The sequence below is a fragment of the Actinopolyspora lacussalsi genome, assembly GCA_030803735.1.
Classification (GTDB): domain Bacteria; phylum Actinomycetota; class Actinomycetes; order Mycobacteriales; family Pseudonocardiaceae; genus Actinopolyspora; species Actinopolyspora lacussalsi.
This window is the reverse complement of sequence record JAURUC010000001.1, coordinates 3,321,888-3,341,213: the sequence shown is the minus strand read 5'-3', so window position 1 is coordinate 3,341,213 and position 19,326 is coordinate 3,321,888. Positions and strand designations below refer to the sequence as shown.

Genomic DNA, 19,326 nt, shown 5'->3' with positions numbered 1-19,326 from the left:
CACGCAACGAGCGGAGGCTTCCGCGTGGAGCAACGCGAGGAGCAGGAGTTCGCGGAGTACTTCGCGGCTCGGCGAGAGGCGGTGCGTCGGATGGCGTACATGATGTGCGGGGACTGGCACCGAGCGGACGACCTGACGCAGAACGCGTTCATAGCGGTGCACCGCAGGTGGCGCAAGATCCGCGACAAGGAGGCGCTGGACGCCTACGTCCGTCGCACCCTCACCCGCGCGGTGATCGACGACTCGCGCCGCCCCTGGCGTCGGGAACGGGCCGTGGACGAGCTGCCCGAGCACTCGGCGGACCGTGTGGACATGGACGACTCGGTCGTCACCCGTCGAACGCTGCTCGCGGGATTGCGGCTGGTGCCGCCGAAACAGCGGGCGGTGCTGGTGCTGCGTTATCTGGAGGGACTCGATGTCGCCGGTGTCGCCGAGGTCATGAAGTGCAGCGAGGGCAACGTGAAGAGCCAGACGGCCCGGGGGTTGGAGGCGCTGCGTGCCGCCCTCGGTGATTCGCTCGGTGATCTGCGGTCGATGTCGTGAGGAGGTGTAGGCAGTGCGAGAGCACGAACTCGCGGAACTGTTCCGCGACGCGGCCGATTCCGCCCCCGAAGCGACTTTCGACGCCGGGGACATCGCCAAGGCGTCGCGGCGTGTGACGGCGCGGCGCAGAGTCGGCGCCGCCGGAAGCTCGTTGCTGGCGCTGGCCGTGGTGGCGGGCGGCGTCGGTTTCGGGACGGGCTGGATCGATCCGCAATCGTCCAACCGGGCCGACTCCGCTTCGTCCGGCGTCTCGGAGCGAGCGAGCGAGCCCGCCCCCCGAGTGGGCACCGGCGGGCAGCAGGAGCCCTCGGTGCTCTCCGTGCCGGGCGACCGTCGTTCCGCGGGCTGCGGTCCACCGGATCCCGAGCTGGCCGACTCGCTTTCCGAGCAGTTACCCGCCGTCGGCGACGCCAGCGCGCCCGTGGCGGCCCGGCAGTGTCCCACCGGCGCGCGCACCGCGTCGTTCCAGCTGCGCACCGAACAGAGCAACGGCAACGTGACCGTGATCCTGGGCTCGGCGTCCTCGGCTCCCTCCGAGGGGGAGGTCGAACCGCGGCGTCGGGGTGACAACGGGGTGCAGGTGGCCGTGCGCACCGGCAGCGGACGCGAGCTCATCCTGCGCAGCAGTTCCGACTCCAGTGGCCCGCCGCCCTACGAGGGTGAGCTGGCCGGGATAGCCCAGCGGCTCGCGGGCGAGCTCTGAGCCGAGCCGGGCCCGGCTCCGTCGAGTCCCGGCTCCGTCGACTCGTGGTGGCGTCGCGCACCAGAGTGGTACGGCCGTACCACTTCAGGGGTAGTCTTCCCGGGGTGAGCGTGGTTCGTATCGCCGATCGCGGGAGGGCGTGCTCGTAATGGCTTGGCTGGTGTTGCTGTTCTCCGGAGTGCTCGAAGCCGGTTGGGCGATCTCGCTCAAGCTCTCGGAGGGCTTCAGCAGGCTGGTTCCCAGCCTGGCCTTCCTGGTGCTCGCCACCGGCAGTTTCGCGGGGTTGGCGTGGTCGATGCGCCTGCTGCCGGTCGGTCCCGCCTACGCGGTGTGGACGGGCGTCGGCGCTGCGCTGACAGCCGTGATCGGCATGATCTGGCTCGGCGACGCCGTATCGGTGATCAAGATCGTGTCCATCGTGCTGATCATCGCCGGGGTGCTCGGCCTCAACCTGGCCGGCGTGGGGCACTGATCCCGTCGGAACGATCCACCGCGCGGGTGGCTGCCGGCCCGGGGCTTCGAGGCGGTGCGGACACTGCCGGTCCCGGGCGGGGACGGACACCGCGAGAGCCTCGCCTCACGTCCCCCAGTCGAGTGGGCAGGGTGGCTAGGATCGACGCGATGACGGCGGCGAGTACTCCGAAAGGCGAACGGCGGCGGCAGCTGCTCGTGGTCGCGGCGGCGGAACTGCTCTCCGAGGGCGGCTTCGCAGCGATCCGGCACCGTGCCGTGGCCGAGCGCGCCCGACTGCCGCTCGCCGCCACCACCTACTACTTCGACTCGCTGGAAGAGCTGATCACCGCTGCGGTGCGGCACGAGGCCGAGGAGGAACTCGCGGCGGGCAGGCGCAGGCTGGAGGAGCTGTCCGAGCGGCCGCTCGGTACCGAGGAGATCGTCGAGCTGGTGCTGGACCTGCTGTTGGGCACGGACTCGCGCGACGGTGGTACCGAGTCCGTGCTGCTGCGGTACGAGCGGCTGGTGGGTTCGCCGAGACGTCCCTACCTCGCCGAGTCGATGCGCGACCTGCACTCGCGGTTGCACGAGCTGCTCGCCGAGATCTTCCGCCGCTCCGACGCGGACATCGGCCACGAGCGGATGTTGGAACTCATCGCGCTGGTCGACGGTGCGGTGGTCAACGCCCTCATCGAGAGCGACCCCGATCCCAGGGGCGCCGCCCGGCGGATGCTGCGCGCCCAGCTGCTCCGGTAGTTCCTCGCCGCTACGCCCCCCGCGCGCGGCGATTTCGCGAGAAATCGACGCCACCCCTGGTCACAGTGCCGTGCCCTGCCACTTCTTCCCGAAGGGCGCGGCGATTTCGCGAGAAATCGACGCCCGACCGCCGGGGCCGCCCGCCGCGTTCATCCGTTGGTGGAAGTATCCTCACCACTCGTGACGGACAAGCCCAGCATTCCCGACCCGCTCGCCTCCCGCTACGCCTCGCCCGAGCTGGTCCGGCTCTGGTCGCCGGAGCACAAGATCGTGCTGGAGCGCAAGCTCTGGCTGGCCGTGCTGCGTGCGCAGGCCGAACTCGGCGTCGAGGTGCCGGACGGCGTGGTCGAGGACTACGAACGGGTGCTGGAACGGGTGGATCTCGACTCCATCGCGGAGCGGGAGCGCGTCACCCGGCACGACGTCAAGGCCCGCATCGAGGAGTTCAACGCGCTCGCCGGGCACGAGCAGATCCACAAGGGCATGACCTCGCGCGATCTGACCGAGAACGTCGAGCAGCTCCAGATCCGCCGCAGTCTGGAACACGTGCGTGACCGCACCGTGGCAGTACTCGCCCGGCTCGGGCAGCTCGCCACCGAGAACGGCGAGCTGGTCATGGCGGGGCGTTCGCACAACGTGGCGGCCCAGGCCACCACCCTCGGCAAGCGATTCGCCACGGCGGCCGACGAGATGATCGTGGCCTTCCGGCGGCTGGAGGACCTGCTGGCGCGGTACCCGCTGCGCGGCATCAAGGGACCCGTCGGCACGTCCCAGGACGCGCTGGACCTGCTCGACGGGGACCAGGAGAAACTCGCCCAGCTGGAACGCAGGGTCGCCGGGCATCTCGGTTTCGGCAAGGTGTTGGGCAGCGTCGGTCAGGTCTATCCGCGCTCGCTGGACTTCGAGGTGCTGACCACCCTGTCCCAGTTGGCGGCCGCGCCCTCCAGCCTGGCCAAGACGATCCGGTTGATGGCGGGCCAGGAGCTGGTCACGGAGGGCTTCAAGCCGGGGCAGGTCGGTTCCAGCGCGATGCCGCACAAGATGAACACCCGCTCCTGCGAGCGCGTCAACGGGCTCGCCGTGGTGCTGCGGGGCTACGTCTCGATGTCGGGCGAGCTGGCCGGGGACCAGTGGAACGAGGGGGATGTCTCCTGCTCGGTGGTGCGGCGCGTGGCGCTGCCGGACGCGTTCTTCGCGTTCGACGGACTGCTGGAGACGCTGCTGACCGTGCTCGACGAGTTCGGCGCCTTCCCGGCCGTGGTCGCACGTGAGCTGGACCGCTACCTGCCGTTCCTGGCCACCACCAAGGTGCTCATGGCCGCGGTTCGCGAAGGGGTGGGCAGGGAGACCGCCCACGAGGCCATCAAGGAGAACGCCGTCGCCGTCGCGCTGGACATGCGGGAGCGGGGGCTGGAACGCAACGACCTGCTCGACCGGCTGGCGACCGACGAGCGGCTACCGCTGGACCGTGAGCGGCTCGGCCAGCTGCTCTCCGACCCACTGGAGTTCACCGGCGCGGCAGCGGACCAGGTGCGTGAGGTGACCGAGGAGATCGGCGAGATCACCGGCCGCCACCCGGAGGCCGCGGCCTACGCCCCCGCCCCGATCCTCTGAGAGCTGTCCGTCCTCGCGAGGACCACCTGACCCCACCCACGAAATCGACACGCCGGTGGTGTGGCTCGGGTACGTCGATTTCTCGCGAAATCGCCGCGCACCACTGCTGAGGCAGCGCTCGGCGGTGCCTACCGCCAGTGCGCGTCGAAGAAGTCCCGTTCGTACCGGGTGGCGAGCTGGAACAGCCGCAGGCAGCGCGCCCGCTCGCGCTCGTCCAGCTCTTCGGCCACCCGGTCCAGTTCGGAGCGCAGCCAGCTCACCCAGTCGGCGAACTCGGCGCCGTTGTGCAGTGTGATCCACTCGGCCTGCACGAAGTCCTCCGGCAGCCGCTCCGGCCCTGGCGAGGCCCACTCCAAGTAGGACCACTCGGCGACGGTCAGCACCGTCAGGACGTCGGCGTAGCCGCCTCGCTCCGTCGTGTCCCCCAGCAGGTCCCGGAACGCCACCGTGGTCTCGTCCAGCTCGGGCGCCTCGCGCTCGTGCCGGGGGACCTCCAGCTCGTCGAACGAGCGCCGGAAGTAGTCGTTCTCGATGCCGGTGACCACGGCCACGCTGCCCGCGATGCGCAGTCGCGAGGTGTGGCGGTCAGCCCTGGCGAGTCCGGCTCCCAGCAGCGCGAGGAGCAGGTCGACGAACTGGTAGTCCTGCACCAGGTAGCCGCGCATCCGATCCCGGGGGACCTTCCCCTCGAACAGGGCCTCGGTGAAGGGATGGGCGACCACCGCGCCGAAGTCCGGCTCGCTGCGCTCGCGCATCCACTCGGTGAATCCCCCGGGGAACTCCCCGCCGTTTCCGGGTGCCGTCGATTCCAAGCTCGGCCTCCTGGTCGGCTCTCCCCCGTGACACCGGCATGCGGTCGTCGCGGGGAACGCGGTGACTCGGTCCCACCCGTACTCTGCCGCAACCGTGGCCCGTCGGCCCACCGATCGTTCGGGTGAGGCAGAATTCCGAACCGTGGTCGCGCTTTCCGAATACCGTCCGGTGGCAGCGGGCAAGGTCCGTGAGCTCTACGAGGTCGACGACGAGCATCTGCTGATGGTCGCCTCCGACCGTGTTTCCGCCTACGATCACGTGTTGGAGACGCCGATCCCGGACAAGGGTCGGGTACTGACCGCCATGAGCGTGTTCTGGTTCGAACTGCTCGGCGATCTGATCGACTCCCACCTCGTCGCCGCCGACGACCCGCGCATCCCGGACGAGGTGCGCGGCAGGGCGCTGCTGGTGCGCAAGCTGGAGATGCTGCCCGTCGAGTGCGTCGCGCGCGGCTACCTGAGCGGTTCCGGACTCGTCGAGTACCGCGAGACCGGCAGCGTCTGCGGGGTGCCGCTGCCCGACGGCCTCACCGAGTCCTCGCGACTGCCGGAACCGATCTTCACACCGGCCACCAAGGCGGAGCTGGGCGAGCACGACGAGAACGTGAGCCTGGACGCGGTGGTGGACAAGGTCGGCCGCGAGCGTGCCGAGCAGCTGCGGGACACCACGCTGCGGATCTACGAGCGCGCGGCCGAGCACGCACGGACGCGCGGGGTGATCCTGGCCGACACCAAGTTCGAGTTCGGCCTCGCCGCCGACGGCACGCTGGTGCTCGGCGACGAGGTGCTGACCCCGGACTCCTCGCGGTACTGGCCCGCCGACGAGTACGCGCCCGGCAGGTCACAGCCCTCCTTCGACAAGCAGTACGTGCGGGACTGGCTGACCTCGCCGGAATCCGGTTGGGACCGCGCCTCCGACGTGCCGCCGCCCCCGCTGCCCGACGAGGTGGTCGTGGCGACCAGGGCGCGCTACGTTGAGGCGTACGAGCGGATCACCGGACGTGATCTCACCAACTGGCCTTCGTAAGGTCCCGGCAGCTCGGGCTGCGTGGCGGTGCGGTTGGCGGAACCTCGCGCACGGCTCTCGCTCCGGGAGGCCCGACATCGGGTAGTTACCACACAACGTCGGGCCTTCCTCGTGAGAGCCGCACGGGAGAACCCGCGGCGGTGCCGATCGCGAGGGTGGTCGGAGTGCGGCCTGCGAGGGTGGTCGGAGCTCTGGCTGCGAGGATGGTGGGGGTTCGGCACCGCGTCGAAGCGGCGCGGCGATTTCGCGAGAAATCGACGCCGCGCCGGTGCGGCCGGACCGCTCCGAACGGCAGCGACAGCACCGGACACCGTCCGGGTGTGTTGACTCGTTGACTTCCTCCCCGCCTTGAAGGGCGGGGATTCCCATCGGGCTCGCGCCCGGTAGTTCCTGCTTCACAGCCGACTGCCGAAGGGAGGAGACCCTTGCGGACTCACACCGGCTCCACAGGCTTCGCCGGACTATGGCCCGGCTACCGCTCGACCAGCGGCAAGGATGTTCTTCGCGGCGTTGTGGTCCCGGTCGTGCCGGGTGCCGCAGTCGGGGCACGTCCATGCCCGCGTGGAGAGTGTCAAGCTCGGCAGCAGGTGTCCGCACGCGGAGCACGTCTTCGACGACGGGTACCACCGGTCCACGACGGCCAGGGTCTTGCCCGCGCGGGTGGTCTTGTATTCCAGCTGGCGCCGGAACTCGCCCAGCGCGGCGTCCATGACGGCCCGGTTGAGCCCGGCCTTGGCTTTGACGTTGCGGCCGGGCTTGTCGGTGGTGCCCTTCGCGCTGCTGGTCATGCCGGACACGGTGAGGTCTTCGATCGCGATGACATCGGCACGTCGCACGAGGTTCGTGGTGGTGCGGTGCAGGAAGTCGGCGCGGGCGTGGCGGATCTTGCGGTGCGCGCGGGCGACCTTGCGTTTGGCTTTGCGTCGGTTGTTCGAGCCACGCTGCTTGCGGGCCATCTGTCGTTGGTAGCGGGCGAGGGTGCGTTCCTTGCGGTCCAGATGCTTGGGGTTGGCGATGGTCTCGCCAGTGGACAGCGTCGCGAAGTCCTTCACGCCGAGGTCGATGCCGAGGGCCTCGCCCGTGGGCGCGGCGGATTCGGGGTCGTCGGTGTCGACGGCGAACGTCACGTACCAGCGCCCGTCCTGCTCGCGAGAGACCACCACCATCGTCGGGTTGAGGTTCGCGAGGGTGTCGTCATCCCAGGACCACACGAAGTTCAGCGGCGCCGACTGCTTGGCCAGCGTCAGGTGCCCGTCGCGGAGTTTGAACGCGGAGCGGGTGTAGTGCGCCGACTGTTTGCCGTTGCGGTTTTTGAACCTCGGGTACTTGGCGCGTCCGGCGAAGAAGTTCGCGAATGCGGTGTGCTGATGCCGCAGGGTCTGTTGCAGCGGCACGCTGGAGACCTCGGACAGGAACCCCAGGTCCTCAGTCTTCTTCCACCGCGACAGGGCGGCGTCGGTCTCGGTGTAGGACGTTTTCGTGCCGTGCGCGTGGTAGGCGCGGTGCCGCTGGGCGAGGGTCTTGTTCCACACGAGGCGTACGCACCCGAACGTGCGACCCAACTGGGCCGCCTGGTCCGAGTCCGGGTAGGCCCGGCACTTATACGCCGTCCGCATACCGATCATTTTACACAACTAGCGATCATGAGTAAGCATGTGGGTGCGTGGTCACCCAACAGCACTCGGGATCGCTTTCCTCTCCGCCCTGAAGACCGAAACTTCCAGCGATCGGAGCCTGGTGAATCCCGCTGGGCGGGTTTTTCCGGGAGGTCATGTCGGCTTCATCCGCCGGTCACCGGTACGACAGCCCGGTCTGGCGCCATGAAGCACCGTGAGTGCGCGACTCGTGGTCTCGTTGTACGGCATCGGCGGCGAGCCGGATCTCGCACGCTGTGCCCGCTTCGCCGCGCGGCTGGACCGGCTGCGTGTCGGGTTGTCGGTGTTGGTCCCCGCCTCGCTGCTGACCGACTCGGCCGCGACCGACTGGTTGCGGGAGCGCGTCGCATCGGGCGACGCCCTGGTGCTGCACGGTCTCGAACCACCCCGTTCGAACCGGATTCGCGGACTCCACGACGACCGTCGTCGCCCCCGACACGAGGCCGGGCTGCGGCTGACCGCGGTGAACGCGGTTCTCGACGCGGCCGGGCTCGGCTCCGAGACGTTCGCCCCGCTGGGTGGCCGGGCATCGACGGGCACCCTGGCGGCGCTGCGTGCGGCGGGCTTCGGTGCGTGCGTCGAGCCGGAGGTGCTGCGGGACCTGCGCACCGGGCGGGTACGCCGCAGCAGGGTAAGGACCCTGGCGGGCTTCCGTAGCGAGTCGGCTCGCTGCAGGGGGTTGCGTTCGACGACCGAACGGGAGGTCCGGGACTGGCCGGGACTGGCCAGGCTCGCGATCTCCGCCGAGGACCTGGGGCATCCCACCCGTCGCGCGGCGGTTCACGACGCCATCGACCTGGCGCTGCTGCACGGCGCCGTTCCGGCGACCTACCCCGAGTTGGTCGCACCGCCGCCCGCACCGCCGCATTCGGCCCCGACCGGGCGCGGCACTCCGAACCCGGACCCGCTGACCAGTTGATCAGCGGGACCGGGGTGCGGTGCGTTCAAACGCCGGTCGGTTCACCCCGGTTGAGCACCGTCACGGTGGTTCCCTCCGGCCCGAGCCGTTCGAACATGCCGTAGTGCATCTGCGGCATGGACAGCACCGCCTCGTGGATCGGCACCGCCACGCGGGGGTTCATCGCTCGGAGGAAGTCCACCGCCTCCGAGAGCTTCAGCCAGGGCGCGCCGGTGGGCAGTCCGAGCACGTCGACGTGCTGCGCCGGGACGTGGAAGGAGTCGCCGGGGTGGTAGAAGGCGCCGTGCTCCACCAGGTAGCCGATGTTGGCGATGCGCGGGATGTCCGGGTGGATCACCGCGTGCTGGCCGCCGACGACGTTGATCGCCACCCCGGCGAGCTCGAACGCGTCATCGGGGTGGGCCGTCTCGGCCTCGATTCCCTTCTCGGAGAGCTTGGCCGCGGACTCGGTGTCGGCCACCAGCCGCGCGTTCGGGTTGTTGCGCAGCACGTCCGGCAGCCGTTCCAGGTCCAGGTGGTCGGGATGCTGGTGGGTGAGCAGCACCGCGTCCAGGTCACGCAGCGCCTCGAAGTCGTGGGAGAACGTGCCCGGGTCGATCAGCAGCCTCGCCGCCGAGGTCTCGACGAGGACGCAGGCGTGCCCGTAGTGGGTCAAGCGCAAGATTGCCTCCGTGGGTTCGTGTCGGTTGTCGATCTCGCGATGCTCGAGTCGTCGCGTGCCTGCTGTGTCGGTGCGCCGCGCGTCCGCGACGCTGTCAGGAGGGTTTCCAGCGGCGTCCCTGGACCATGTCGCCGAAACCCATCCACACCAGGTTCATCAGGCGCATCGAGAGCGCGTCGGCGGTGTACTCCGGGTGGTCTATCCACCAGTCGAGCATCGATTCACCCGCTCCCACCAGGGCGGCGGCGAACGGCTGCATCTGTTCGAGTTGCACCGGTTGTTCGCTGCTGCCTCCCGCGCGGGCCAGCAGCTCCGCCACCAGGTTCAGCGCGCGGTCGCGCCATTCGGAGAGCTCGGAGGTGAAGGGCTGCCCCTGCACACTCGCCTGACGGTGCAGGACGGTCCAGCTGGCGCGGTTCTCGTTGACGTACTCGAAGAACGCGTGCAATCCGCGCCAGAGCTGTTCGTCCGGTTTCAGATCCGCGTCCACCGCCTGACTGATCGATTCGATCAGTCGGTTCGCCTCCCGCCTGATGCAGGCCACGAAGAGTTCGTCCTTGGCACCCAGGTAGGCGTAGATCATGGGTTTCGAGATCCCGGCCACGTCGGAGATCTCGTCCATCGCCGCCTCGTGGTAGCCGTACTTGGCGAATACCGTCACGGCGGCGTCGAGGATCTGGCGCTCGCGCACCTGCCGGGGCAGGCGTCTGGAACGGGGCTTTGCGGGGGTGCCGGACTGGTCCGTCCGGTCGTGTCTCGCGTCCTGCACTCTTGGCACGGTAGAACAGTATCGATCAGGGGGTTGTATTGCCGTTCTATCTACCCGGGAGTAGTCTTACTCGTGAGTAGGTAATGGAGGGCAACATGTCGGAATCCGACCCCATCGCCGCGCTGGCGGCCACCGATCCGAAGCAGGTCAGCAGGGAGGAGTTCGTCAGCCTGCTGGCGGCCGCCTCCGAGCTGGCCGCGGCCGACACCGAAGTCGATCTCAGCTCGCTGGAGCCGCAGCAGTTCGCGCGGCTGATCTCCCGCGCCTCCGACGAACAGCTGCGGGACGTCATGGACCGCCCGGAGCTGGCCGAGCGGATCCTCGACGAACTGTTCCGCCGCATGGGCGAGCACTACCGCTCCGACAAGGCCAAGAGCACCGAGGCCGTGGTGCGTTGGCGCATCAACCTCGACGGTTCCACCTCGCAGGGCTCGCCCGATTCGGATGCCGACGAGACCGGAGTGCTGCGCTACGAGTGCGTGCTGTCCGGCGGTACCTGCACCGTGAGCAAAACCCCGGAGCACGAGCCCAGGGCCACCGTGATGCTCGGTCCGGTGGAGCTGCTCAAGCTCGCCTCGAGCAACGCCTCGGCGCCCATGCTGTTCATGACGGGCAAGCTCAAGGTGGCCGGTGACGTCGGCTTCGCCGCCGGTCTGACCAAGCTCTTCCAGATCCCGAAGGCCTGACGGGCGAGTCCGAGCCCGACCCCCTCGGCGGCCCCGACATTTCCGGCGCCCCGAACGTCCCGAAGATCCGCTCGTGGCCGTCCCGCCGCCACACGCGTCCACCGGAGGAAACCCGGGCTCCGCCGTGTCGGAACCGGGTCCACCTTCCGACTCGTCCACGAACCACCAGCAACGACATCCGAGGAAAACTCATGAGCTTCTCGCTGGAACTCACCGAAGAGCACCAGGAACTGCGCGACTGGTTACACGGCTTCGCCCAGAAGGAGATCCGCCCCGCCGCGGCGGAGTGGGACGAGCGGGAGGAAACTCCCTGGCCGATCATCTCCGAGGCCGCCAAGGTCGGCCTCTACGGCTTCGAGACGCTGGCGACGTTCTGGGCGGACGAAACCGGCCTCTCGCTGCCGATAGCCAACGAGGAACTGTTCTGGGGCGACGGCGGCATCGGGATGGCGATCTTCGGTACGACGCTCGCGGTGGCGGGAATCTTCTCCGCCGGCACGCCGGACCAGCTCGCCGAGTGGGTCCCGCAGTGCTACGGCGATGTGGACGAGCCCCAGGTGGCCGCGTTCTGCTCCTCCGAACCCGAGGCGGGTTCGGACGTCGCCGCGATGCGCACCCGCGCCGTCTACGACGAGGCCACCGACGAGTGGGTGCTCAACGGGCAGAAGGCGTGGGCGACCAACGGCGGGATCGCCAACGTGCACGTGGTGCAGGCCGTGGTGGACCCCGAGCTCGGGCCGCGCGGTCAGGCGGCCTTCGTGGTCCCGCCCGGTACGCCCGGGCTGTCCGCGCCGAGCAAGATCCGCAAGCACGGGCTGCGCGCCTCGCACACCGCCGACGTGTTCCTGGACGACGTGCGGGTGCCGGGCCGCTGCCTGCTGGGTGGCAAGGAGAAGCTCGACGAGCGGCTGGCGCGGGCCAGGGAGGGCGGCAAGTCCAGCTCGCAGGCGATGCGCACCTTCGAGCTCTCGCGCCCCACCGTCGGATCCCAGGCCATCGGCATCGCCCGGGCCGCCTACGAGCACGCCCTGGAGTACGCGACCCAGCGGGAGACATTCGGGCGCCCGATCATCGACAACCAGGGGATCGCGTTCACCCTCGCCGACATGCGTACCGAGATCGACGCGGCCCGCATGCTGGTCTGGCGTGCCGCCTGGATGGGCCGCAACGAGATCCCCTTCACCGCCGGTGAGGGATCGATGTCCAAGCTCAAGGCCGGTCGGGTCGCGACCTGGGCCACCGAGCGGGCCATCCAGATCCTCGGTGGCAGCGGCTACACCCGCGAATACCCGGTGGAACGGATGCACCGCGACGCCAAGATCTACGACATCTTCGAGGGCACCGAGCAGATCCAGCAGCTGGTGGTGGCCAGGGCGGTCTCGGGGCGGCACATTCCCTGACGCCGCAGTTGACGTGTCGGCGTGCCGTCACCGCGCCGGAAGAGGTCCGCGTGCCCGTCCCGAGCCCTGCCGGGGACGGGTGTTGACGCGCGTCGGTACGAGCGAGGCACGAGATCCCTGGCGATTGGGTCGTCGCGGATGCGCCGTGACGCCAGTCGAGCCCCTGGCCGCGATGCCGGTTGATCGCGAGCTCGGGACTCCTTCTCCGTTGTCGTGGGCGTAGGGCGGACCGAAGGTTGTCGAAGAATTTGTCGGAGGTGAACGCCATCCTTTTCGCACAGTAAGTGATCACTGTTGCGACAAGGAGTGACCGCGAGTTCCTCACTACCGGCCAACGTCCGACCAACCTCACCTGGCAGGAACCCCGGTACTGATCAGCACCGGGAGTGTCCCGGCATCCGGGCGGTTACCCGTTACGTATCCTGCGTCACTCCACGGCGGGGGCGCCCGTGCCGTGGAGTTACGGGGTGACCCTGTGAGCAAGCTCGCAAGCCGTGCGTGGCCTTTGCCACGGTTCGGAATTGTCGCCCGTTTCCGCTTTGTTTCTCTGGAATGCTGATGGGTTGCGGTCGGGTGAAGTCGGCACGCACCTCACCTGAAGAGGTGAGATTGCTCGGCTTCGCCTGCGAGGACCGTTCACCCCTGTGTTTTATCGGCGCGGGCGGCCCTCGGGTCGGCCGCGTGCCACGAACCGCCGTCGGGGATTCGTGGTGCCGACGCTCGGGTACACCACGTCGGGATCTCGGTCGTACGCCGAGAGACCGGCAGTATCCCGGCTCGCTTCGAGAGTGATTGGGAGGGCGAAGCGGTGAGCAAGGCGACATCCGACCCTGGAACTCCGATCTTCGGGGAGCTCCACAGCGAGCTCGAGCTGCCGGAGATCGACGTGCACGACTTCGAGTCGCACGAGTTCGACTTTCCGGAGGGCCCATCGGCCACCCAGCCACCGGAAGCCGAGCCGGCCACCGAGCAGGCACAGGCCGCCGCGGCGAGCGGAGACCAGGGCTCCGAGCAGCAGAACGCGACCGGACAGGCCGAGCAGTCCGAGAGCGGCTCCGGTGGCTCCCGCCAATCCGAAGCGCAGCGGGCCGCCCAGCAGAAGTCCGCCTCGGCCACGTCGAACGGGGCCTCGCAGTCCCGTGGACAGCGGTCCGAGGGAGCCTCCGGCCAGTCGGCCACGGCGGCCGAGGCCGGTGACGGTGCCGACTCGGGGGCGCACGGTTCCGGGCAGCACACCTCCGCCGAGGGGCAGCACACCAGCGCGGCTGCCCAGGCCGTCGCCGGGGCCGGGGCCGCGGCACAGCGCGGTGGCCGCAGGCGCAAGGAGGAGTGAGGCGGCTCCGACGTCGGGAACCTCGCGCCACGAGCCGGGGCGCCGCCGAACCGCCGAATCCGGCGGCGACACCGTGTTGTCGGGGGTTCGTGCGATGTTGGCCGCGTGACCGATTGGCAACAGTTCGAAACCGAAGTACCAGAGTTCGCGGCGGCCGTCCGGAAGTGCTTCGAGGCGCACCTGCACCACGTCCTGGCGACACTCCGCGGCGACGGATCACCCCGGGTCAGCGGCACCGAGGTCCAGTTCCACTCCGGGAACCTGACCATGGGGTCGATGCCACGCGCGCTGAAGGCACTCGACCTGCGGCGTGACCCGCGCGCAGCGCTGCACGCCCACCCCGGCGAGATGACCGAGGGGGACGTGAAGGTCGCCGGGCGTGCGATCGAGGTCTCCGAGGACGAGGAGCTGCGCGCCTACGCCGCCGAGATCCAGCACGAGCCCGGCACTTTCCACATGTTCCGCTGGGAGTTGCACGAGATCACCCACACCAGCGTGGCCGGGGATCAGTTGCTGATCCGCACCTGGCGGCCCGGAGCGGGGATCACCGACCACCACCGCTCCTGACAGGAGCAGAAGGGGGCCGATTCCCCTGGGTGGTGTCTTGGCGGAACCTCCGGCACGGCTCTCGCTGCGGGTGCCCCGACATCGGGTAGCGACCTACACAACGTCGGGGCCGTCCTCGCGAGAACCGCACCGGAGAACCCGCGGCGGTGCCGGTCGCGGGAGTGGTGGGAGTGCGGCTTGCGGGAGTGGTGGGAGTACGACTACTCCTCGGCGCTGCGGTGGGGTGCCGACTCACGTGCCGGTAGCCGACCCGGCACGTGAGTCCCGCCCCGCACCCTCAGAACGTCAGGGCCATCCCGGGATCGGACAGCAGTGCCCCGACGTCGGCGAGGAACCGCGAGCCCTGCTGGCCGTCCACCACCCGGTGGTCGAAGCTCAGCGCCAGCTGGCAGACCTGGCGCGGCACCACCTGGCCGTCGACCACCCAGGGCATCTCGCGGATCGCGCCGAACGCCAGGATCGCCGACTCGCCCGGGTTGAGGATCGGCGTCCCGGTGTCCACCCCGAACACGCCCACGTTCGTGATCGTGATCGTGCCGTTGGTCATCGCCTCCGGGGAGGTCCTGCCCTCACGTGCGGTGCTGGTCAGCTCCTCCAGCGCCACGGCCAGTTCCCGCAGCGACATCCCGTCCGCGTCGCGCACCTTGGGCACGACCAGCCCGCGTTCGGTGGCCGCGGCCACACCCAGGTGCACGTAGTCCTTGTAGACGATCTCGCCCGCCTCGCCGTCCCAGGCGGCGTTGACGTCCGGTGTCCGCTTCGCGGCCAGGCACATCGCCTTGGACGCGACCGCCAGCGGAGTGACCTTGACGTCCCGGAAGTCGGGGTGCTTCTTGAGCCGCTCCCGGAACTCCATCATCGGAGTGACGTCGATCGTCAGGAACTCGGTCACGTGCGGGGCGGTGAACGCGCTGTCCACCATGGCCTGCGCCGTCGCCTTCCGGACCCCCTTGATCGGGACCCGCTGTTCCCGCTCGACGCTGTCCCGAGCGGGACGGGTACCAGCAGCGGAGCCCTCGGAGGTCGCGGCCGTGACGCCGCCCGCCGCAGCGCGTTCCACGTCCTGCCGGGTGATCACGCCACCCGAGCCGGAACCGTGCAGCGAACGCAGCTCCACGCCGAGGTCCTTGGCCAGTTTGCGCACCGGCGGCTTCGCGAGCGGCACTCCGCCGCCCGCCGCTTCGCCCGTGCCGCCGACCGCGGCCGGCTCGGCCTGCCGGGAAGCGGACGGCGTGCTCGTGGCGGGGGCGGAGCCGTTCACCGCGGTGCCGTTGGTGCTTGCGCTGTCGGTGCCCGCGCCGGTCGTCACCGGCGTGCCGTTGGCGGCGGGCCGTTGTCCGGCCGAGCCGTTGACCCCGCCGCTGCCGGACCCACCACTGCCGGAACCGCGCTGCCCGGCGGTGGCGTCCTTCTTGCGGGGGCGACGTTTCGCGCTGGTCGAGCGCGGGCCGTACCCCACCAGGGTGGCGATCCGGCCGTCGGCCCCTTCCTCGCCGATCTTGCCGCCCTGCTCGGACCGCTCGCCCTGCTCGGCTGGCTTGTCCGGTGCGGGCTCGTCGCTCTCCGCCCCGGCCGGTTCGATCGTCAGGATCGGGGTTCCGACCTCCACGGTCTGGCCGGGTTCGGCGAGCAGCTCGCTGATCGTCCCCGCGTAGGGGCACGGCAGCTCGACCGATGCCTTCGCGGTCTCGATCTCCACGATGATCTGGTTCAGTTCGACCGCGTCACCGGGCCCGATCCGCCAGTTCAGGATCTCCGCCTCGGTCAGTCCCTCGCCGACGTCCGGAAGCGGGAAGTTCTTGAGTTGTGCCATGCCTGCCCCCTCAGTAGGCCAGTGAACGGTCGACGGCATCGAGTACCCGGTCGAGGTCGGGCAGGTAGCCCTCCTCCAGCTTGCTCGGTGGGTACGGCGTGTCGAATCCGTTCACCCGCAGCACGGGGGCTTCCAGCGAGTAGAAGCACTCCTGCTGTATCCGGGTGGCCACCTCGGAGGTGACCGAGGACTCCGGCGGCGACTCGCTGACCACGACCAGCCGTCCGGTGCGCCGGACCGACTCGGCCACCGGGCCCAGGTCCAGCGGTGAGAGCGAACGCAGGTCCACGACCTCGACGTCGTTGCCGTCCTCCTCGGCCGCGGTCGCGGCGTCCATGCAGGTCTTGACCATCGGCCCGTAGGTGGCGACGGTGACGTCGGATCCGGTGCGCAGCACGGCGGAGCTGACCAGCGGCAGGTGCTCGGCCGTGGGGTCGAGCTCGGCCTTCTCCCAGTACCGCCGCTTCGGCTCGAAGAACAGCACCGGGTCGTCGGACTCGATGGCCTGCTGCAGCATCCAGTAGGCGTCCACCGGGTTGGAGCAGGAGACCACCTTCAGGCCCGCCACGTGGGCGAACAGCGACTCAGGGGACTCGGAGTGGTGCTCCACCGCCCCGATACCGCCGCCGAAGGGAACCCGGATGACCAGCGGAACCTTCACCTTGCCCTGGCTGCGGTAGTGCATCTTGGACAGCTGCGAGACGATCTGGTCGAAGCCGGGGAAGATGAACCCGTCGAACTGGATCTCGCAGACCGGGCGGAACCCGCGCATCGCCAGGCCGATGGCCGTGCCGATGATTCCGGACTCGGCCAGCGGCGTGTCGAGCACCCGGTGTTCGCCGAAGTCCTTCTGCAGTCCGTCGGTGACGCGGAAAACACCGCCGAGCTTGCCGACGTCCTCGCCCATGACCAGGACCTTCGGGTCGCGCTCCATGGCGTTGCGCAACGCGTTGTTCAGACCCTTGGCGATCGTGATCGTCTGGGTCGGTGTCGTGCTCGAACCGGTCGATTCCATCGTGGGCGCGGCCATCAGCGAACACTCCCCTCGGTGTCGTGGCCGGAGTCGGCGAAGCCTGCGAGGTAGTTCAGGTAGTCCTCCCGCTGTGCCGCCACCACGGGGCTCTCCTCCGCGTAGACGGCGGAGAACATCCGTTCCGGCGGCGGTTCCGGCATGTTCACGCAGAACTCGCGGAACCTCGCGGCCAGCTCGTCGGCCTCGGAATCCACCCTGTCGAAGAACTCCTGGTCGGCGATCTCCTCCCGGAGCAGGTGCGCCCGCAACCGTTCGATCGGGTCCTTGAGCTTCCATGCCTCCAGCTCGTCGTCCAGCCGGTAGCGCGTGGCGTCGTCCGAGGTGGTGTGCGCGTCCATGCGGTAGGTGAACGCCTCGATGAGCAGCGGCCCGTTGCCCTGCCTGGCCTCGTTCATGGCCCACTGGGAGACGGCGAGGGTGGCGAGCACGTCGTTGCCGTCGACCCGGATGCCGGGGAAGCCGTATCCCTTGGCGCGTTCGTAGAGCGGTACCCGGCTCTGCCGTTCGGTCGGCTCGGAGATCGCCCACTGGTTGTTCTGGCAGAAGAAGACCACCGGCGCGTCGTAGACCGAGGCCCAGACCATGCCCTCGTGCACGTCACCCTGACTGGTGGCGCCGTCGCCGAAGAAGACCATGGTGGCCTCGTTCGAGGCGGGGTCATCCCCCGAGTTGCCGACCTTGCCCTCGAACTTCTGCCCCATCGCGTAGCCGGTGGCGTTCACGCACTGGTTGCCGATGACGATGGTGTACAGGCTCATGCCGGTTTCGTTCGGGTCCCAGCTGCCGTGGTCCGTGCCGCGGAAGATGCCCAGCAGCTCGGTGGGGTCGATGCCCCTGCACCAGGCGACCCCGTGCTCGCGGTAGCTCGGGAAGGCCATGTCCTGCGGTCGCATGGCGCGGCCCGCGCCTATCTGCGCGGCTTCCTGGCCCAGCAGCGGAACCCAGATTCCGAGTTGGCCCTGGCGTTGCAGCGCGTTGCCCTCGCGGTCGGCACGCCGCACCAGCACCATGTCGCGGTACATGCCGCGTAGCTGCTCGTCGGTGATGTCGATGTCGAAGTCCGGGTGCGATACCCGCTGACCCTCCGGCGTCAGGAGCTGAACCAGGTCAGCTCCGCCTTCGCTGGTCGCACGCAAACCGGCGATCACCTGCTCCCTCGTTGGTGTTGCTGAGGTTGCGGCAGGCACCGCGGTGTCCGCGAGTCGATCGCGATCGTCGGGTCGGCTCGGTCGCGTCCAGTGTTCGGGGGACATGTGGATCTCCTAGTCTCACCCCGGTCGTTACCGCTTGTGGCGGCTGGGACCGGTTACCCCTGACGGCGCCGTCGACCAGGTGGGTCTCGGGTCATCCGATCGGGGTCGTTGGATCGCTCCTCGCCATCCTGGCATGACAACGGCCACTTCCGTGAGCCCTGCCACAGAGATCGATGCCGCCTGCAAACCTTGTCCGGCGCACCGTAGCTCGCGGTTGGATCAGGCGAATTCGCAGGTCATCAGAGGGGTGGATCTCCGATGGATGGCGTTGTGACAGTTGTATAACCGATTTTTTCGCGGCCGATTCCGGTACTGGTCAGCGTCGTCGTGAATCGTGCTGAATCGATGGTGAGTACGTTCGGTGCGGGGCCGGTCACTCTTGGGTTGCGGGGTGTTTCCCGGTTTCCGGATGCGTTCACGGTTCTCGAACGCCCCCACTCGGGAAGGGATATCGGGCCGGGCTGCCCCGGTCGGGGGCGGCTCCGGACTGGGGATCGAGGGCCCGGATTCGTGCGAAACGGTCCCCTGCGCGGTTCGCGTGATCTAGCATCGCCGCCGTGGAAGCACATCTGTCGTTGTCGTTGCCGGACCAGATCGTGTTGCTGCTGCACGGTCCGGACGGCAGGCAACACCACTCGGTCAATCACCAAGTCCTCACGCCGGCCGCCGAGCTCGCCGAGCTCGTGATGTACGGCCGCGCGGAACTGACCCGCACCGCTTTCGGTGGAGTCAAGATCGGTCTGCTCGACTCGACCCCGGTGGGTTTCGAACCGTTGGAACACCCGCTCTCGGCGCTGGCGGGCCGAATCGCGGGCAAGGGCAAACCGATCCCGTTTCAGACCTGGCTGGCCGAGCGACGTAGTGCTTTCCAGGAACAGCGGTGGGCGCTGCGGCAGCGGGGTTATCTGGAGTACGAACCGGAAAAGCTGCTCGGCTTCATCCCGCGCGACCGCTATCGGCCGCACGGGCCCCTCCAGCAAGAGTTGATCGGCGAGTTGGGACAACTCGCTCGTGGCGAGCGTTCCCCGGACGATCGGCTGGCCCTGTTGGTCGCGATCGTTTATCCCTCCGGGTTGTATCGCAGGCTGCTCGGCTTCGACTGGTCGCAGAGTCGCAGGCTCAAGCACATCGCCAAGGGCCAGGACCTCGAAGGGGCGGTTTCGGCCGCCGTGGCCGCGACCGGTGCCGTTATCGCGGGCGCGGTCGGCGGTGGGGGTGGCGACGGTGGCGGTGGTGGTGACGGCGGAGGTGGCTGAGCCGAACGGGGAAGATTTCGGCGGAACGGACTGAATCGATGGTGAGTACGCCCAGTGCGTGATCGGTCATTCT

18 protein-coding genes and 1 pseudogene are annotated in these 19,326 nt (G+C 69.1%); 12 read left to right on the top strand and 7 right to left on the bottom strand.

Annotation, left to right across the window (positions count from 1 at the left end):
• Positions 1-24 precede the first annotated feature (24 nt).
• The 5 genes from J2S53_RS14970 to purB all read left to right on the top strand — a co-directional run bounded on the left by J2S53_RS14970 (position 25) and on the right by purB (position 4,069).
• Positions 25-543: a SigE family RNA polymerase sigma factor gene (locus J2S53_RS14970; protein WP_092626710.1), complete on the top strand. Its 519-nt coding sequence runs from the start codon at positions 25-27 to the stop codon at positions 541-543.
• A gap of 13 nt (positions 544-556) precedes the next feature.
• The gene (locus J2S53_RS14965) at positions 557-1,246 is read left to right on the top strand and encodes a hypothetical protein (RefSeq protein WP_456241483.1); all 690 of its coding nucleotides are present in this window, start codon (positions 557-559) and stop codon (positions 1,244-1,246) included.
• Positions 1,247-1,394: 148 nt separating this feature from the next.
• Complete coding sequence (locus tag J2S53_RS14960; protein ID WP_456241482.1) at positions 1,395-1,718, top strand: DMT family transporter; 324 nt, start codon at positions 1,395-1,397, stop codon at positions 1,716-1,718.
• A 149-nt stretch (positions 1,719-1,867) separates the two neighbouring features.
• A complete protein-coding gene (locus J2S53_RS14955) occupies positions 1,868-2,455 on the top strand; it encodes a TetR/AcrR family transcriptional regulator (RefSeq protein ID WP_092980584.1) in 588 nt (195 codons plus the stop codon).
• 180 nt (positions 2,456-2,635) lie between these two features.
• The gene (gene purB, locus J2S53_RS14950) at positions 2,636-4,069 is read left to right on the top strand and encodes an adenylosuccinate lyase (RefSeq protein ID WP_456241481.1); all 1,434 of its coding nucleotides are present in this window, start codon (positions 2,636-2,638) and stop codon (positions 4,067-4,069) included.
• 128 nt (positions 4,070-4,197) lie between these two features.
• On the opposite strand, the gene J2S53_RS14945 is transcribed toward purB, so the two are convergent.
• The gene (locus tag J2S53_RS14945) at positions 4,198-4,881 is read right to left on the bottom strand and encodes a TenA family protein (protein ID WP_456241480.1); all 684 of its coding nucleotides are present in this window, start codon (positions 4,879-4,881) and stop codon (positions 4,198-4,200) included.
• 142 nt (positions 4,882-5,023) lie between these two features.
• Here J2S53_RS14945 and J2S53_RS14940 point away from each other — a divergent pair, with 142 nt between their 5' ends.
• Entirely contained in the window at positions 5,024-5,908 is an 885-nt protein-coding gene (locus tag J2S53_RS14940; RefSeq protein ID WP_456241479.1) for a phosphoribosylaminoimidazolesuccinocarboxamide synthase, read from the top strand.
• Between the two features lie 387 nt (positions 5,909-6,295).
• On the opposite strand, the pseudogene J2S53_RS14935 reads toward J2S53_RS14940, so the two are convergent.
• Positions 6,296-7,524 (bottom strand): annotated as a pseudogene (locus J2S53_RS14935) (RNA-guided endonuclease InsQ/TnpB family protein); the annotation flags it as partial.
• A gap of 214 nt (positions 7,525-7,738) precedes the next feature.
• Here J2S53_RS14935 and J2S53_RS14930 point away from each other — a divergent pair.
• Positions 7,739-8,482, top strand: coding sequence for a DUF2334 domain-containing protein (locus tag J2S53_RS14930; protein ID WP_456241478.1), 744 nt, complete (start codon positions 7,739-7,741; stop codon positions 8,480-8,482).
• A gap of 25 nt (positions 8,483-8,507) precedes the next feature.
• On the opposite strand, the gene J2S53_RS14925 is transcribed toward J2S53_RS14930, so the two are convergent.
• A complete protein-coding gene (locus J2S53_RS14925; protein WP_456241477.1) occupies positions 8,508-9,143 on the bottom strand; it encodes an MBL fold metallo-hydrolase in 636 nt (211 codons plus the stop codon).
• A 94-nt stretch (positions 9,144-9,237) separates the two neighbouring features.
• Complete coding sequence (locus J2S53_RS14920) at positions 9,238-9,912, bottom strand: TetR/AcrR family transcriptional regulator (RefSeq protein WP_165400729.1); 675 nt, start codon at positions 9,910-9,912, stop codon at positions 9,238-9,240.
• A gap of 95 nt (positions 9,913-10,007) precedes the next feature.
• On the opposite strand from J2S53_RS14920, the gene J2S53_RS14915 reads away from it, so the two are divergent.
• The 4 genes from J2S53_RS14915 (at position 10,008) to J2S53_RS14900 (ending at position 13,898) form a co-directional block, all read left to right on the top strand.
• Entirely contained in the window at positions 10,008-10,598 is a 591-nt protein-coding gene (locus tag J2S53_RS14915; RefSeq protein WP_092928872.1) for an SCP2 sterol-binding domain-containing protein, read from the top strand.
• A 191-nt stretch (positions 10,599-10,789) separates the two neighbouring features.
• Positions 10,790-11,998 carry an acyl-CoA dehydrogenase family protein gene (locus tag J2S53_RS14910; RefSeq protein ID WP_456241476.1) on the top strand — a complete coding sequence of 403 codons (1,209 nt, stop codon included), beginning with the start codon at positions 10,790-10,792 and terminating at the stop codon, positions 11,996-11,998.
• A gap of 808 nt (positions 11,999-12,806) precedes the next feature.
• Positions 12,807-13,331: a hypothetical protein gene (locus tag J2S53_RS14905; RefSeq protein WP_456241475.1), complete on the top strand. Its 525-nt coding sequence runs from the start codon at positions 12,807-12,809 to the stop codon at positions 13,329-13,331.
• 105 nt (positions 13,332-13,436) lie between these two features.
• Positions 13,437-13,898: a pyridoxamine 5'-phosphate oxidase family protein gene (locus J2S53_RS14900; protein ID WP_456241474.1), complete on the top strand. Its 462-nt coding sequence runs from the start codon at positions 13,437-13,439 to the stop codon at positions 13,896-13,898.
• A gap of 277 nt (positions 13,899-14,175) precedes the next feature.
• Here J2S53_RS14900 and J2S53_RS14895 read toward each other — a convergent pair whose 3' ends face one another.
• The 3 genes from J2S53_RS14895 to pdhA are packed head-to-tail and all read right to left on the bottom strand — an operon-like array spanning position 14,176 to position 17,997.
• Positions 14,176-15,711, bottom strand: coding sequence for a dihydrolipoamide acetyltransferase family protein (locus J2S53_RS14895; RefSeq protein WP_456241473.1), 1,536 nt, complete (start codon positions 15,709-15,711; stop codon positions 14,176-14,178).
• 10 nt (positions 15,712-15,721) lie between these two features.
• Positions 15,722-16,741, bottom strand: coding sequence for an alpha-ketoacid dehydrogenase subunit beta (locus tag J2S53_RS14890; protein WP_456241472.1), 1,020 nt, complete (start codon positions 16,739-16,741; stop codon positions 15,722-15,724).
• Complete coding sequence (pdhA, locus tag J2S53_RS14885; protein ID WP_456241471.1) at positions 16,741-17,997, bottom strand: pyruvate dehydrogenase (acetyl-transferring) E1 component subunit alpha; 1,257 nt, start codon at positions 17,995-17,997, stop codon at positions 16,741-16,743. Before pdhA ends, J2S53_RS14890 begins: the two co-directional genes overlap by 1 nt.
• 557 nt (positions 17,998-18,554) lie before the next feature.
• Here pdhA and J2S53_RS14880 point away from each other — a divergent pair.
• Entirely contained in the window at positions 18,555-19,253 is a 699-nt protein-coding gene (locus tag J2S53_RS14880) for a GOLPH3/VPS74 family protein (RefSeq protein ID WP_456241470.1), read from the top strand.
• Positions 19,254-19,326: the final 73 nt, after the last annotated feature.